Origin of the sequence: Roseovarius sp. THAF8 (assembly GCF_009363735.1) — a bacterium.
Lineage (GTDB): Bacteria > Pseudomonadota > Alphaproteobacteria > Rhodobacterales > Rhodobacteraceae > Roseovarius.
Map to the genome: position 1 here is coordinate 358,641 of NZ_CP045410.1, position 15,649 is coordinate 374,289.

Annotated in this window: 12 protein-coding genes and 1 tRNA gene; 5 read left to right on the forward strand and 8 right to left on the reverse strand. The window is 60.9% G+C overall.

The genetic code is table 11. The features are described from left to right. Positions 1-42: 42 nt before the first annotated feature. The 4 genes from rpmA to FIU85_RS01810 form a co-directional block, all read right to left on the reverse strand. Positions 43-312: a 50S ribosomal protein L27 gene (gene rpmA, locus FIU85_RS01795; RefSeq protein ID WP_152492328.1), complete on the reverse strand. Its 270-nt coding sequence runs from the start codon at positions 310-312 to the stop codon at positions 43-45. A gap of 11 nt (positions 313-323) precedes the next feature. Continuing rightward, positions 324-1,061: a 50S ribosomal protein L21 gene (locus FIU85_RS01800; protein ID WP_152492327.1), complete on the reverse strand. Its 738-nt coding sequence runs from the start codon at positions 1,059-1,061 to the stop codon at positions 324-326. A 223-nt stretch (positions 1,062-1,284) separates the two neighbouring features. Continuing rightward, positions 1,285-2,112 carry a DUF2059 domain-containing protein gene (locus tag FIU85_RS01805; protein WP_152495628.1) on the reverse strand — a complete coding sequence of 276 codons (828 nt, stop codon included), beginning with the start codon at positions 2,110-2,112 and terminating at the stop codon, positions 1,285-1,287. Between the two features lie 6 nt (positions 2,113-2,118). Then, complete coding sequence (locus FIU85_RS01810; RefSeq protein WP_254702977.1) at positions 2,119-2,961, reverse strand: DUF2059 domain-containing protein; 843 nt, start codon at positions 2,959-2,961, stop codon at positions 2,119-2,121. A gap of 115 nt (positions 2,962-3,076) precedes the next feature. On the opposite strand from FIU85_RS01810, the gene FIU85_RS01815 reads away from it, so the two are divergent. Further along, positions 3,077-3,166: transfer RNA gene (locus FIU85_RS01815), tRNA-Ser, on the forward strand. 68 nt (positions 3,167-3,234) lie between these two features. On the opposite strand, the gene FIU85_RS01820 is transcribed toward FIU85_RS01815, so the two are convergent. Continuing rightward, positions 3,235-3,840 (reverse strand): response regulator transcription factor, encoded by a 606-nt coding sequence (locus tag FIU85_RS01820; RefSeq protein ID WP_152495629.1) that lies wholly within the window; start codon positions 3,838-3,840, stop codon positions 3,235-3,237. Positions 3,841-4,506: 666 nt separating this feature from the next. On the opposite strand from FIU85_RS01820, the gene FIU85_RS01825 reads away from it, so the two are divergent. Next, positions 4,507-5,472: an efflux RND transporter periplasmic adaptor subunit gene (locus tag FIU85_RS01825; RefSeq protein ID WP_254702978.1), complete on the forward strand. Its 966-nt coding sequence runs from the start codon at positions 4,507-4,509 to the stop codon at positions 5,470-5,472. Further along, positions 5,469-8,558: an efflux RND transporter permease subunit gene (locus FIU85_RS01830; RefSeq protein WP_152495630.1), complete on the forward strand. Its 3,090-nt coding sequence runs from the start codon at positions 5,469-5,471 to the stop codon at positions 8,556-8,558. The genes FIU85_RS01825 and FIU85_RS01830 overlap by 4 nt, the downstream gene beginning before the upstream one ends. 3 nt (positions 8,559-8,561) lie before the next feature. Here FIU85_RS01830 and FIU85_RS01835 read toward each other — a convergent pair whose 3' ends face one another. After that, positions 8,562-8,924 carry a cupin domain-containing protein gene (locus FIU85_RS01835; RefSeq protein ID WP_216647064.1) on the reverse strand — a complete coding sequence of 121 codons (363 nt, stop codon included), beginning with the start codon at positions 8,922-8,924 and terminating at the stop codon, positions 8,562-8,564. 421 nt (positions 8,925-9,345) lie between these two features. Here FIU85_RS01835 and FIU85_RS01840 point away from each other — a divergent pair, with 421 nt between their 5' ends. Both FIU85_RS01840 and FIU85_RS22575 read left to right on the forward strand, forming a co-directional pair. Further along, entirely contained in the window at positions 9,346-11,385 is a 2,040-nt protein-coding gene (locus FIU85_RS01840) for an NADH:flavin oxidoreductase (protein WP_152495631.1), read from the forward strand. Between the two features lie 834 nt (positions 11,386-12,219). Beyond that, a complete protein-coding gene (locus tag FIU85_RS22575) occupies positions 12,220-12,570 on the forward strand; it encodes a hypothetical protein (protein WP_152495633.1) in 351 nt (116 codons plus the stop codon). Between the two features lie 317 nt (positions 12,571-12,887). Here the strand turns inward: FIU85_RS22575 and FIU85_RS01855 are convergent, their stop codons facing one another. Together FIU85_RS01855 and FIU85_RS01860 are read right to left on the reverse strand one after the other, a co-directional pair. Continuing rightward, positions 12,888-13,907, reverse strand: coding sequence for an IS110 family transposase (locus FIU85_RS01855; protein ID WP_152495634.1), 1,020 nt, complete (start codon positions 13,905-13,907; stop codon positions 12,888-12,890). A gap of 364 nt (positions 13,908-14,271) precedes the next feature. Continuing rightward, the gene (locus tag FIU85_RS01860) at positions 14,272-15,411 is read right to left on the reverse strand and encodes a lytic murein transglycosylase (RefSeq protein WP_152495635.1); all 1,140 of its coding nucleotides are present in this window, start codon (positions 15,409-15,411) and stop codon (positions 14,272-14,274) included. Positions 15,412-15,649 lie beyond the last annotated feature (238 nt).

Genomic DNA, 15,649 nt, shown 5'->3' on the forward strand with positions numbered 1-15,649 from the left:
GATATGCCGATCCCCCTGAATATCTTGCCTTGAAGGTTCGGCTTACTCGGCGGCCTCCGCCACCGGGAGAACCGAAATAAAGGTACGGCCCTTCAGGCCCTTGCGGAAATGCACGGCGCCTTCGACAGTCGCGAAAAGGGTGTGGTCCTTGCCCTGCCCCACGCCGTCGCCCGGCCAGAACTTGTTGCCGCGCTGACGCACCAGGATGTTGCCGGGGATCACGGCTTCGCCGCCGTATTTCTTGACGCCAAGACGACGGCCGATCGAGTCGCGACCGTTTCTGGATGAACCGCCTGCTTTCTTATGTGCCATATCGTCTCTCCTTAGCCTTTAGCCAGTTCTTTGGCCTGTTCGACCCAGCCTTCACGCTCGATGCGGCCTTTGAAGGACAGTTTCTCGTCCATCTCGGCGATGTCATCGGCGGTCCATGCCGCGATCTGGGCAAACGTGGTCACGCCTGCCTCATGCAGTTTCTTTTCCAGCGCCGGACCCACGCCGGACAGCTTCTTCAGGTCGTCACCACCCTCGGCCTTGGCGGCTTTCTTGGGGGCAGCCTTCTTTTCCTCGGCCTTCTTCTCGGCTTTGGGTTCGGCTTTCTTGGCGACGCTCTTTTCCTTGGCTTCGTCGTTCTTCACACGCTTGGCCATCTCGGCCTGCTCGGCCTTGTTGTCGGCATAGCGGGTCTTGCCCATGCCGACGGCCAGTGCGCTGGCGCCGACCGCAGCCTTCACGCCCGACTTGTCCGCGCCTTTTTCAAGGATCTCGGTCACGCGCAGGAGCGTCAACTGCTGGCGATGGCCGCGCGTCCGCTGCGAGCCGTGCTTCCGGCGGCGCTTGACGAAGTTGATGACCTTGTCGCCCTTGATCTGATCGACGACCTCGGCCTGAACGGCCGCGCCTTCGATCAGCGGAACGCCGACGACCGGGCTATCGCCGCCCAGCATCAGGATCTCGTTGAACTGGACTTTCTCGCCGGCATCCGCTGCCAGCTTCTCGACGCGCAGCATATCGCCCGACTGGACCTTGTACTGCTTGCCGCCGGTTTTCAAAACCGCAAACATCTTTCGCTTCCCTTTGTCTTCCGCGTTCTGTGGCCCCGGGGTCAACCGGCGTTAGGTGCCTCGAACGGCGCGCCCCCGAGGGGCGTAAAAAATTAAATCCCGCACGAGTCACCCCGCCGGGATGGCCGCTTATCCTAGGGGTGCGCTCCAAAGTCAAGCCTTGCACCCGCCGCAAAAGCGAATTTTCAGGACCCTGCCGGCATTGGCCGACTGCCGGAAGGCGTCAAAGTTCTTCGCTCCGCATGTGTTCCGCCACCGCCTGCCCCAGCAGATACGAGATTTCATCGTACATCCGGTCGTAGGCGTTGAATACGGCCGTGTTCAGAACTCGGCCCTCGTCGGTGCGGTAAAGCTCGGCGTAAGAGGCCAGTTCCTGAGCTTGCAACGGGCGGTAGGCGGTCATCAGGAATGAGCCCAGCCATGCCTCGGATTCCGCGCGTATGGACGACTCCTGCGCCCAGACATCGGCCAGCATGTCGGATTCTCCCAGGTCGATGGCGCCGCCGTCGGCAAGACCGCGATAGAACATCAGGTTGGCGTTCATCGCGCCCATGACGTTGTATTCAACAAGGTCGCTGTCGGCGATGATGGTCTCGACCTGTTTGAAAAGCTCGGTTTGCTGATCCTGCGCGTCCTCGTAGGCGTCGATCGCGGCAAGTTCGGTTTCTTCGCTCAGGAACGCTTCGCGGGCGTCGATTTCGAGACCAATGATTTCCTTGCCCAGTTCGCTTTCGAAGAATGAGACCAGAGGGGCGACATCCTCGCCGTCCAGCGCGGACTCGAATCCTTGCGTGATGACCGCTTCCATCTTCTCGGCGTCATAGATACGCGACACTGTCCGATTCCAGTCGTCGGGTGACACATCGGGAAGCATCTCGGCGCCGATCTCGGCCCCATAGCGCAAGCCTTCCTCGCGCATGATTTCGACTGTATCGCCAATGCGCATGAGGGCGATAAGTCGATCGCTGTCACTGTCCTGCGCCCGCACCGAACTGCAAAAGATCAGCGCCGCCGAAAGCGTGCCGATCACAAAAGATCCTGCGCCAGTCATTGCGGTTCAGAGCTCCTGTCCAGGGTGCATTTCGGCCATGCGGGCAGCAAGGACCTCAAAGCGGTTCGCCATGATCTCGTACTGCACCGCGTTCATCAGTTGATAGACGGTCTGCATGTCGGGATGCTCCAGCGCCTTGAGATAGGCCTGCAACTCGTCGTTCGAGAAATTCTGGTACGTATAGGCTGCACCTGCGAGGGCCGAGACCCGCATCGCCTGGCGCATTTCGTCCTCGCCCGCCTTCATGGCGGCACGAAGCGCCCGTTCATCAAGGTCCTGCTCGAGAATGCCGGCATTGGATGCGGCCATCAGAAACCGAACCTGGATCTCTTGAACGGCTCGTACCGAATTGCCGTCGGAATCCACCGCTTCGTTCAGATTCTGAAGGGTCTCGACCCGTTCGTCGCCCTGTTCCACCGCATCGGCCACGAGCGCACGGCCCTCCTGCTGCTTGGCCTCGTCATCTTCGACCATGTGCGAGGTGTTCTCGGCTTCGACCAGCCGCTGACCCAAAGGCGACGCATAGAACTCCGCGGCATGGGACAGGTGCTCGTCGCTCAGGGTTTCGGACAGGATGTCCAAAGCCATTTCCTGCATCTTTTCGGTGTCGAAAACCTGCTCTGAGACACGGCTCCAGTCCGATCCGAAGTCGCCGGTCTGCATCCCCAACATCGCCGGCGCGTCGCCGGACGCGAGTGCGATACTATCGAGGGCGACCCCGAAACCCGTCACCTCGAGAAAAGCCTCAAGCCTGTCGCGGTCGGCGGCACGGGCCTGCATTGCGGCAAGCAGCGCAACAGCCAGAGCGGCAATGAAAACAAGGGGACTAAATGTGCGTGATAGGGTCACGATACCTCCTAGGGTCTCACGGTTCCCCTCAACCTAGGCAAAATCCGAAACGAAACAAGGCAAACCCCTTGTCACTCCGTTCAAAGGCGATTAAACGCACCCTCCAGACCCCCGCGGAGAGGTGCCGGAGTGGTCGAACGGGGCGGTCTCGAAAACCGTTGACCCTTCACGGGGTCCCAGGGTTCGAATCCCTGTCTCTCCGCCATTTTATCTGCCAAAGTGAGATAAAGACGCAGACATTTCTCGGGTTTGCGCAACGTTTCGTGGCCTTCGCTAGACCAGCCCCATGTCTCGCCCGAGCATCGCCGCATGGGTGCGATTCCTAGCGCGCAGTTTGCGCGACAACGTCTTGACGTGAAGCTTCACCGTTACTTCCTGGATCTCCAGATCCCGGGCGATTTCCTTGTTCAGCTTGCCCTCGGCCAGCCGTCTCAGGACTTCCTGCTCGCGCGGCGTCAACGACGCGGCGTTGGTCGCGGTCGGTGCGTCTGCAAGAAAATTTTCCGGCAGAAAGGTTTCTCCAATGAGCATTTTCCGGATCGCTGTTACCAGAGCCTGAGGATCCAGCGTCATGGGAAGAAAACCCGCGGCGCCTGCACGCAAGGCGCGCCGCGCGATATCCGGTGGGGCTGTGCCCGACAGGATCGCAACCGGGCAACCCGACAGGGCACACATCCGGGTAAGACCGGACAGCGCCCCCATACCCGGCATTGTGTAATCAAGCAGGATCAGGTTGAATGGGCCTCGTTCGGCGTTGATCTTGAGCGCCTCGTCAAGCGAGCCCGCCTGCTCGACGCGAAAACCGGCATTGGACGTCAAATAAAACGCAATCGTGTCCCGGACGAGGGCATGGTCATCGGCCAGCAGTATCTTGTTCATGACCGTGCTCTGTTTACATTATCGTTTTGCGCCGTGCTTCCGCGCCGGACAGGCTTCAACCGGGACGGGCACTCTTACAGCTCATATCATCGCACTATCGCCGGCACCAATCCTATCGCAAGCAGAGGCTGAGCCGGCTTTCAAGCTGCTTGTCAAACGGGCTCCAGGATGTCGATCCTTACAGACGCAAAGCCCGCGGCATGAAGATCTTCAGTAACGGTTATTTGATCACGCGCGCGCCGACGATGATTGCAACAGCCTCACCGCAGGACCGCGAGTTGGCGTATATCGCCGATTGATACGTACTTGACCCTTATCAATCCCCAAAAGCTAAGCTGACAAGGAACTTCCACGATTGTGGATCTGCAATTCTAGCTTTGCCCACGTGCGACCCACACCAGACCGGGGGCAATTTTGCGTTCTCGGTTAATGGGGTCCGACCCTGCGCAGCGCTTGCTATTCAGTCCCGTTGGATTAACCTGCTGCAACCTTTCTGCCTCGTTCTTTTTTCGCGGCGGAAAGGAGCCATGGAGCCGCCGGATGTCCGTTTTCAAACAGCTTTTGCTGATCTGCCTCCTAGGGGGGATCGGATATGGCTGCTACTGGGGTTACGAAACCTATCTGGCACCTCCGGCAGAGGCTGCCGAAGCACGCGACTCCGGCCCGGTGACCATCGAAGTTGCGGCGGCAGAAACGCAACGTGTCTATCAGACCGTGGAAGCGGTCGGCACGACCCGGGCCGCCATCTCGATCGAGATTGTACCGGAGTCGGACGGACGCATCGTCGAGCTTGCGATAACGCCGGGCGCCCAGGTCGAGCAAGGCGCGCTTCTTGTCAGGCTGGATGATGCGATCGAACGCGCCGACCTCGCGGAAGCCGAAGCGCGACTGACCGAACGGCGCCAGGTGCTGGAACGGATAGAGCAGTTGCGCAGCACCAATGCTGTCAGTCAGGCGTCACTTGAAGAGGCGGTGGCTCGTCTAGCCGAAGCCGAAGCCCAGCTTGACCGAGCCAGGCAGCGTCTCGACGACCGGACCATCCTTGCACCGTTTGCCGGTGTGCTGGGCCTGGCCGAAGTGGATCGCGGCGCGCGGGTGACAAGCGACGACGTGATCACGCGCCTTGATGACCTCAGCGAGGTTGAGCTGGAATTTTCCCTGCCGGAGACACTTTTTGCACAGGTGCGGCGCGGCATGACGGTCGAAGCCCGCAGCGTGGCCTTCGACGACCACATCTTTGAAGGGCAAATCGATACCGTCGACAGCCGCATCGACCCGGTCTCGCGGGCGTTTCGCACCCGCGCCGTGATTCCCAACCCCGAAGGGCTGCTGCCCGCCGGCATGTTCATGTCGCTGACCCTGACCCTGTCCGAAAGCGACGCGTTGATGGTCCCGGAAGAAGCCATCGTGTTTCAGGCCGCCGAGACCTATGTATTCGGCGTGTCCGACGGTGTCGCGATACGCACCCCGGTGCGCACAGGTCAACGGCAGGATGGCCAGGTTGCCATCTTGTCGGGATTGCAGCCGGGCCAGGAGGTCGCGATACGCGGCCTGGGCCGTCTGCGTGACGGTGCGGCAGTGAAGGTCAAGGCTGCGGAGCTGTCCCCGGACGCGTCCGAGGGCGACACATGACGTTGTCCGACATTGCGGTCCGCCGCCCTGTTCTGGCTGCCGTGGCCAGCCTCCTGATTCTCGTCTTCGGCCTGGCGTCCGTTCAGGGCATTCCGGTCCGCGAATTGCCGGACGTGGACAACGCCGTCGTGACCGTAACGACGGACTACCGCGGCGCGGCGCCCGAGGTTATCGACACCGACATAACTGAAACCCTCGAAGGTGCCGTCGCCGCGATAACCGGCCTGCGCTCCATCAGTTCGGAATCGCGCCAAGGGCGCAGTCGGATCACCCTGGAGTTCGAAGCCTCGCGCGATTTGGACAACGCGGCCAACGACGTGCGCAATGCAATCGGCAGGGTCACGGGCCAACTGCCGGAGGAAGCGGAAGAACCGCGCGTGGTCAAATCCGACGCGGACGCCGATCCGGTCATGCGGCTGGCCGTCACGTCGGACCGGATGACCACCGCCGAGATCACCGACTATATCGACCGCTTCATCGCCGATCGGATCGCCACGGTCGACGGCGTGGCCGACCTGAACATCTATGGCGAGCGGCCGTTCGCCGTGCGCATCTGGCTCGACCGCCGCGCGCTTGCGGCCCGCAAGCTGACCGTCGCGGATGTCGAGACGGCCTTGAGGCGCAACAACCTGGAACTGCCCGCCGGAGAGGTCAAGTCACAGAACAGGCAGCTAACCGTCCGACTGAACTCGCGCCTGAGTAGTATCGAGGATTTCCGCGATGTCGTGCTGGACCGTGTGGCAGGCTTTCCGGTACGCTTGGGCGATGTGGCGCGGGTCGAGCCCGGCGTTGCCGACGACAGCACCATCGTGCGCACCGACGGAACCGATGCGGTGGGTATCGCCGTGCTGCGCCAGAGCAAATCCAACACGCTTGCCATCAGCCAGGCCGTACGTGCCGAAATCGCGGCCATCACGCCTACCCTGCCCCAAGGGATGACGCTGATCGTGGGCTCGGACGACGCTCTGTTCGTAGGTGCCTCGATCCGCGAGGTATTGATCGCGTTGAGCATTTCGCTGGGGCTGGTTGTGTTGGTGATCCTCGTGTTCCTGCGCAGCCCGCGCGCCACGCTGATCCCGTTCGTGGCGATCCCCGTCTCGCTGGTCGGCTGTTTCATCCTGATCGCGGCCTGGGGATTCTCACTGAACACGCTGACGCTCTTGGCGTTGTTGTTGGCGATCGGCTTGGTGGTCGACGATGCCATCGTCGTTCTGGAAAACATACAGCGGCGGATCGAGATGGGCGAGACGCCACTCGCTGCCAGCTATCGCGGCGCTCGCCAGGTGACATTCGCGGTCATCGCAACCTCGTTGACGCTGATGGCGGTTTTCGTGCCGCTCTCGTTCATGCCGGGCCAGGTCGGTCGCCTGTTCGTCGAGTTCGGCTGGGTGATGGCCGGAACGGTCGCGATTTCGACCTTCGTGGCGCTGACCGCCTGCCCGGCACTGGCGTCCAAGGTCTTGCGACAGCGCGACGGTGTGTCCTCGGACGACAGCGAGAGACTAGGCTGGACGCAACGGGTCTACCAATCCCTGCTGCGGCGGGCCGTAGGCGCGCCGCTCGTCGTTCTTGCGGTTTCGCTGGCAGCGACGGGCGGCGCGGCCCTTTTCTATGACGAACTGCCACGCGAACTGGCCCCGCGCGAAGATCGCGGCGTGGGCTTCGTTCCCTTGACCGCACCGCAGGGCAGCACCGTGGAGCATTCGGATATCGCGGCGCGTCAGGTCGAGGAGATCCTCGAGCCGTTGCGTCTGTCCGGCGTGATCGAGACGGTTTTCACATTTACCGGATGGGGCAACCGTCCGTGGCGATCGTTCGTGGTGTTTCGGTTGGCACCCTGGGAAGAACGCGACATGACCGTGGCGGAGGTGGTCGGCCAGATCGCGCCTCAGATGGGGGACGTGACCATCGCACGGGGCTTTCCCGTCACACCTGCGGGCCTGGGACTGCGCGGCAACTCCACCCCGGTCCGAGTCGTGGTCGGAGGACCGGATTTCGAAAGCGTAAAGGAATGGGCAGAGCTCTTGCAAGCCGAGGCCGAGACCATACCGGGTCTGGTCAATCCCGAGATCGATTTCGATCAGAACCTGCCACAACTGGACATCTCCATCGACCGCGCCCGCGCCGACGATCTGGGGATTTCGGTCGAAACCATAGCCAACACGTTGCAGACACTTCTCGCCTCGCGCGAGGTAACCGGATTTGTCAGCCGGGGACGCGAATACCCGGTCATCCTGCAAGCCGAAGAAGCCGACCGCAACACGCCCTCGGACATCGACAATATTTTCGTGCGGGCCGGTGACGGGGACACACTGGTACCGTTAGGGGCTTTGGTAAACCTGCGCGAGAATGCCGCCGCGCCCAGCTTGCGGCGCTTCGACCGGCTTCCTTCGGTGCAGTTGTCCGGCGCGCTTGAACCCGGAGCGCAACTCGGTACCGTGCTCGACACGATCGAAACCGCGGCGCTCACCATATTGCCGGTCCAGGCAAAGATCGGCTACGAGGGACAATCGCGCACCTTCAAGGACACCTCCGCCGGAGTTGGCTTTGTTCTGGTCCTGTCTTTGCTGATCGTGTTCCTGGTACTGGCTGCCCAGTTCGAAAGCTTCGTGCACCCTGTCACCATCATGCTGACGGTGCCTGCGGGCCTGGCCGGCGCGATCTATGCAATGGGCCTCGGGGGTCTGACGCTGAACGTCTACAGCCAGATCGGGATCATCCTGCTGGTGGGCCTTGTGGCCAAGAACGGTATCCTGATCGTGGAGTTCGCCAACCAGTTGCGCGGCGAAGGGCTGGACATACGCGAGGCGGTGATCCGGGCTGCCGCTCTGCGCCTGCGCCCGATCGTGATGACGGTGATTTCGACGATTCTTGGCGCCCTGCCCCTGGTCATGGCAACCGGCGCCGGTGCCGAAAGCCGTCAGGCGATCGGCACGGTGATCGTGGCGGGCCTGTCTTTTTCGGCCGTGCTCATGCTGGTGGTGACGCCGGTGCTCTATGATCTTCTGGCCCGCTTCACCCGGCCGCAGGGCGCGTTGGAAAAACGGCTCGACCGGGATCTCTCGCAAGCCAGGGCGGCGATGTAGGTTCTATGCTGCTGGTGGGCTTTCGCGGTCCTCGGCAAATACGGCGATCATACAGCCCGTTTTGGTATGGGAGGTATGTTCCGTACCTGGCGCGAGCCAGACCACGTCGCCCTGACGATAGACCATGCCGTCATTGTCGATAAGCTCGCCTTCCAGCATCAGGAATTCTTCGGCGCCGCCATGACGATGCGGTGTGGTGCGCGCGCCAGGTTCCATGCGGTAAATATAAAATCCCACATCCCGTGGCAGGTCGGTGTTGAGCTTCAACATCGATGTGCCGGGTTCGGTGACAGGGTCATAGGGCTGAAACGCATCCTCGTCCCGGATATTGGCGACGCGGCGTTCTTCTTTCTGAATCGGTTTCATGCTGCCTCCTTGGCGGTCCCGAACAAGAAGATAGGCGAAACGCGACGATTCACAAAGCGCCAGTTCGACGATGTTCGCGACGCCACGCGCCGGAATTTCGTAAGTCTGCGCCACCGGAAACCGACAGGGTCAGCCGACCTGGTTTGGACCCGCCCGCTTTGATCCCGCAGGTCCATGCTGACGCCGCCAGCGATGCCCGAGCCTGGTCTCGCCAGCGGATGAAACGATGGAAGCTGCGGTGCGATGCTTGAAGAAGCCTGGTTGGCCCGCTGCACGACCGCACCTGATCCCGTGCGTCCAAGTCGGACCCGGGGCGCTCGCCGGCCTCTTCTTGGCTCGGCACGAGGTCCACCACAGACGCCAGCTTGACGCGCCAACACATTTTCCCGAACAGTCGCACTGTCAGCAAAGGAGCCTGCCCTTGACGCAAGATCCCCTTCTCCAGCCGTTTCAACTCAAGCATCTGACGCTGAAAAACCGGCTGATGATCACCAGTCACGAACCGGCGTACCCCGAGGACGGTCTGCCCACCGATCGCTATCGCGCCTATCATGTCGAGCGTGCGCGAGGCGGCGTTGCATTGACCATGACGGCAGGTTCCGCCGTCGTGTCCCGCGACAGCCCGCCCGCTTTCAACAATATCCTGGCCTACCGGGACGAGGTCGTGCCGCACATGAAGGCGCTGACCGACGCGTGCCACGACCATGGATGCGCGGTGATGATCCAGCTGACCCACCTTGGCTGGCGCACGCGCTGGGACAAGGGGGATTGGTTGCCCAGTCTGGCACCCGGACACACCCGGGAACCCGCGCACCGGGCATACCCAAAGAAGATGGAAGACTGGGATATCGCGCGCATCATCCAGGACTATGCCGATGCGGCCGAGCGGATGCAGGCGGCCGGCCTGGACGGAATCGAACTCGAGGCATACGGACATCTGATGGATGCCTTCTGGTCCTCGCAATTGAATCACCTCGATGGGCCGTATGGCGGCGAAAGCTTCGACAACCGGCTGCGTTTTGCCATGGACGTCCTGTCTGCCATCCGGGCACGTGTCGGGGATGAATTCATCGTCGGCATGCGCTACGTCGCTGACGAGGACAAGCAGGGTGGCCTCACCCGGGAGGACGGGATCGAAATCACCAGGCGCCTCAAGTCCTGCGGAATGGTCGATTTCCTGAACGTCATCCGTGGCCATGTCGCGACGGACGCCGCCCTGACGGACGTGATCCCTGTTCAGGGGATGCGGTCCAGCCCGCATCTGGACTTTGCCGGCGAGATACGTGCCGAGGCGCAGATTCCGACCTTTCACGCGTCAAAAATCCAGGACGTGGCGACCGCCCGCCATGCCATCGCCACCGGCAAACTGGACATGGTCGGGATGACTCGTGCCCATATCGCCGAGCCGCACATCATCGCCAAGATCATGCGCGGAGAAGAGGAGCGTATCCGGCCTTGCGTGGGCGCGAACTACTGCCTTGACCGGATCTATCAAGGTGGCATGGCACTTTGCCTTCACAACCCTGCCACGGGGCGCGAAACCGAGCAGCCTCACGAGATCCCGCCTGCGGACACCCGCGGCAGAGTGTTGGTCGTCGGCGCTGGTCCGGCCGGTCTGGAAGCCGCCCGTGTATCGGCGGCGCGCGGGCACGAGGTTGTCGTGCACGAGGCCGCAAACGACCCCGGCGGGCAGGTTCGCCTGACCGCGCAGACAGACCGTCGCAAGGAAATGATCCAACTGATCCAGTGGCGCTTCGAGGAATGTCAGCGTTTGGGCGTTTCCTTTCGTTTCAACTCGTTGGCTGACGCAGACACCGTGCGAGACCACGCGCCCGATATCGCGATCATTGCCACGGGTGGATTGCCCCACAGCGAGGTGCCGGGCGGTGGCGAGGACCTGGTGATCACCGCCTGGGACATCCTGTCGGGTGACTCGCAGCCGGGCAGCAACGTGCTGATCTACGACGAGGCGGGTGATTTCGCCGCACTCCAGGCAGCCGAAAAAATCGCCGCGACCGGCGCGAAGGTCGAGATCATGACTCGCGACCGCAGTTTCTCACCCGAGGTCATGGGCATGTCCCTGACACCATCCATGCGGACCCTTCAGAAACACGACGTGACTTTCACGGTGATGTGGAGGCTTGACGCCGTGCGCCGCGAGGGCAACGCCCTTCTGGCCACGATCGGCAGTGACTACGGAGGCGTGCAACGCGAACGCAAAGTCGATCAGGTTGTCGTCAATCACGGGACGCGCCCGCTCGACGATCTCTATTTCGATCTGCGTCCCGGATCGTCCAACCTGGGGGAAGTCGACTACGACGCGCTGATCGAAGGCCGCGCGCAGGATCTGACGCGAAACTGCGACGGCGCCTATCGCTTGTTCCGCATCGGAGACGCCGTGGCCTCGCGCAATACCCACGCGGCGATCTTCGACGCGCTGCGGCTGTGCAAGGCGCTGTGACATGCGGTCGGTCAGGACGATCCATGTCGTGTCCGCCCATGCCGAAAGTGAGGTGGGCGATGTCATCGTCGGTGGCGTTCTGCCCCCGCGCTTGAAGCGTTTGCCAGTGCTGCGTAGGCGGATTCTGGACATTTTCAGTGGCTCCGGACGCGGTGCGGTCGCTCAAGTCAAGTCTTGCAGGGTTTGACACGGTTGCGCCGCCTGCCCTTGTGCCCGTCGTCGAAACCCATGTCGGCAAGCGCAGGCCGACCAGTGAGCCCTGCCCTGCGATGGATGGCTTCAGACCGTGAAAGGGTCCGGCAAGTCGCTTGAGAGCCGGCGCCGCGCGACGTTGAATAACTCGGCGCACCTCCCGTGGTATCCGGTGTTCATTGCGTTCGTTGTCACCCACCCGAAGAAACCTACCCGGTTCTCGGCGGTAGGGAATCTACGCACGGCGGCACACCGTGGTTCGAGCAAGGTTCTGGGAACCGTTCCAAACCCTCCGGATCTTCGTCGCCCGACGCAATCCGGGTCCGACCCGCTATCTGCCTATCGGTTGCCGAACAAGCCTGGGATGGTAAATGCGCAAGATCGTCGGCGCGCGGACGTCGATTTGTCAGGGTAAGGCGGGTTATCGGCAGATGTGGCAAGTGGCGGAGGGAACGGGACCAGCATCGACCGTTCTCCGCGTTCCTAGGCGTCCAAAAGTAGGATACTCGGTACAGTGCCGTCTGGTACACCCGTAACTTTCATCAAGCTTTCCAAACGAGCATGTCGCTTAGGACTTATTCTGTTGAAACACTCTCGCTTGATCGGTGGGCATCACGCTGATTCAATTCCGCAACCAAGACGATGCTGAACCGAGTGACGGCGAAGGTCGACCTGACTCCTCAACGACTGATCGCGGATACCGCCTACGGCACCGGGCCGATGCTGGGCTGGCTGGTTGACCTGAAAACGAGCGCAGGTGCCGAAGCCACATTCGTCGCTGGTCACAGTGAAATCGCTTGGGAGAAGGCGCTTGCTGCAGCGTTTGAGGCCAATCCGGCAACCCGGAGCGCCGAGCGGGCCTGCGATTGCGAAAGCGCTTTCGCGTCAGCTTGGTCACGACTGATCGACCACCATATCGGTTTCCATGCAACAAAATCATCGGCCGAAAGCCTCACCCGAGGAGCGAGTGTGCAGTTGGATAATGCGATTTAGCATGACAGAAGATTCCGATAAGCGCTCGCTGCGGTGCGGAATTCTTGATCCGTTGAATGTCGTCTGTGGATGGCTCCTGCATTGCAAGAGTTTTCTTGTGGCTTTTGCGGTCTTGTTCGTCAGTACTGTCGTCTGTCCGGCCTGTTTGCGTGGCGGCGTTGTCGCCACTGGCCCTGATGAATTCCGCGAGCGAGGTTCCAATCGGCTTATCGACCTCAAAATATGGCCGCTGACATTCCCGGAGTGTCCTTGCTCTTGGTTGACTTAAGTCCGCATCATCACTTCAACGTCTTGCATCGCGTAAGCAGTCGCCGCGCTCAGAACGCGGGCTGCCGATATTCCTGTTTCTTCGTGAGCATCGCCCAGATGATCCTGGCTGCCTTGTTCGCCATCGCGGTTGTGGCCAGCCGGAACGGCTTGTCCGCGATAGTCTTGGCGGTCCATAGGTCGACTTTCTCGGGTGAGCGCTTCGCCATGACGGCGCGCGATGTCATGCTGACGACCAGCAGCTTTCGAATGTAGCGATCGCCTTTCTTAGTGATCTTGCCGAGACGCTCCTTACCCCCACTCGATTTGTTGAGCGGGGTTAAGCCCAACCACGCCGCCAGGTCACGTCCTGTTCGGAACTGATGCGCGTCACCGATCGTGGCGACAATCGCCGAGGCGGTGATCGGCCCGATCCCAGGCATGCGCATCAACCTACGCGCATCCGCATTGAGTAGCGCGTGTTGTTCGATCATCTTGGAATAGCCGTCAATGCGCTCGTTCAGGCCGATGAACTGATAACACTGGATGCCGAGCATGCTGTTGGCGATCTCCGGCATGTCCGGGTGATCACCGTTAAGGTGGCGCTTTGCAAAGGCCGTTACCGCTTCGATCCCGATGGGCAAGATATGCCCAAACTCGCGCAGAAGGCTACGGATCATATTGGCCATCTGGGTGCGTTGCCGAACAGCCAGGTCTCGCGTTCGATGAATAGAGAGAATGGCTTGCTGTTCCTCCGTTTTGATCTCGACAAAGCGCATGGTCGGGCGCCGAACTGCTTCGCAGATCGCTTCCGCATCAACAGCGTCGTTCTTCCCGCGCTTCACATACGGTTTGACGTAGCCAGCGGGCATGAGCTTCACATCATGGCCAAGCTTACGCAGCTGCCGGCCCCAGTGATGCGAAGAACCACACGCTTCCATGCCGACCGTGCAAGCCGCCAGCGTCTCGAAGAACGACAACAGCTTGGCGCGCTTGATTGCCTTGTTGAAGATAACCCGGCCATTCTCTGAAATGCCGTGCACTTGAAATACGTCCTTGGCCAAATCGAGGCCCACAGTCTTTACTGTCATTGGGTGGCTCCTTTGCTCGCAGTCTATGACAACTGCACTTTGGCACGTTCGATGCCGGTGGAGCAGGAGCCATCCACCTCATCCGCTTTGGGCCGGTAGCTAACCAGTTCGACTACAATACGGTTTTGAGGGTACCCGTGCTTTGCTGCAAGCTTTAATTCTTGACCTGTCTGCGATGGAGCTTCGGCAACGGCCTATGCCATCTAGAAATGAGCTACATGTCCGTCGCCAGAGTACTTCGGAGTTCTGAGGCGTTTTGGTAACGGAGGCTCAACAACGACTAGCTAAGCGTCTTCGGGTTCACCTATATCTATCGCGTAAAGGTCTGCCTGAGTGCCGCAACATGCCGGAGAGAGCCGCACTGCTACAGGCTTTGAAGCAACCCTTGCGATGGAGTGCCTGTCACAGGTAGGCCGCGGCTTTCTTGGTAGGCGCGGATTGCAGCCTCCGTGTCGCGACCTATCACACCATCCGCGCCCTGGGTATCGAAACCACGCGCAGTCAGACGCTTCTGCAGGCGCACTCGATCAGCCTTGGTTAGGCCGTTGGCATCGGGTGGGAACGCCGTCCGCAAAGGACCACCGCCGCGAATACGGTCGGACAAATGCCCGACGCCGATCGCATAGGCGTCCGAGTTGTTATAGCGCTTGATCACACTGAAATTGCGCGTGGTGGCGAAGCGTGGGCCGCCGGGCTGTGGCTGAAGTGACCCATTGCTTGTCTCAGACCCCCAGCGAACACCGCGCTGCCAACCATTGCGTTGCAGATAAGCGGCCGCAGAGGCCAAAGCATCGCTGGGGTCATCAGACCAGATGTCGCGCCGTCCATCGCCAGTGTAATCAACAGCAAATTGCAGGTAAGATGTTGGGATGAACTGGGTGTGGCCCATCGCCCCTGCCCAGCTACCCGTCATGCGGCTGGCCGGAATATCGCCATTCTGAACAATGCGCAGTGCCGCGATTAGCTGCTGTTCGAAGAACTGCCCGCGTCGACCATCAAATGCCAAGGTCGAAGTGGCCGATATCACAGGCACCTCCCCCCGCCTTTCACCGTAGAAGCTTTCCAAGCCCCAGATAGCGGCGATGATATAGGCATCCACACCATAGCGATCTTCAAGCGCCATTAGCGTTCCGCGATGGCGAGCAAAGGCGGCCCGTCCCTTTTGAACCCGCTCCTCCGAGGCGGCAATCGCGAGGTAGTCCTCCAAGCTGCGTTTGAACTCGGTCTGATTACGGTCCCGCGTAACAACCCCCGGTAGATAGCCGGTATTACGGAAAGCCGAGGCGAGAGTGCTTTGTGAAATGCCTTTCGTCGCTGCGCGCTCGCGGAAGGAAGCAACCCAAGCGTCGTAATTTACATTTGGTACGGGCCTGAGATCGGCCGGAAGACCACTCGGAATGGTGGATCTGACCGTGCCTGGCCCTGAACTGCCACAGGCGGATACGCCCAAAGCAATCGCCCCAAGCCCAAAGCTGCGTCTTGTTATTTGTATCCGTCTGCTCATCACTTGATGCGTTTTCCCTACTAAGGAGGCCCTCCGGGACTAAGACACCGAGTGGCCGTTCTTGATGCCTAATGCAGGATTGAGCCTCGGTCCATCTGGATATTCAAACTAGCTGTGGGAGCGGCACCGGTCCATGATGTTCGTCCAGTTTGTCACGCATAGTGCGAGGTCGCAATCATCGTACTTTGCTTTCGCAGTAAGCGGCAGGTTTTATGGGCCGCGAGGCAGTATCTAGCGG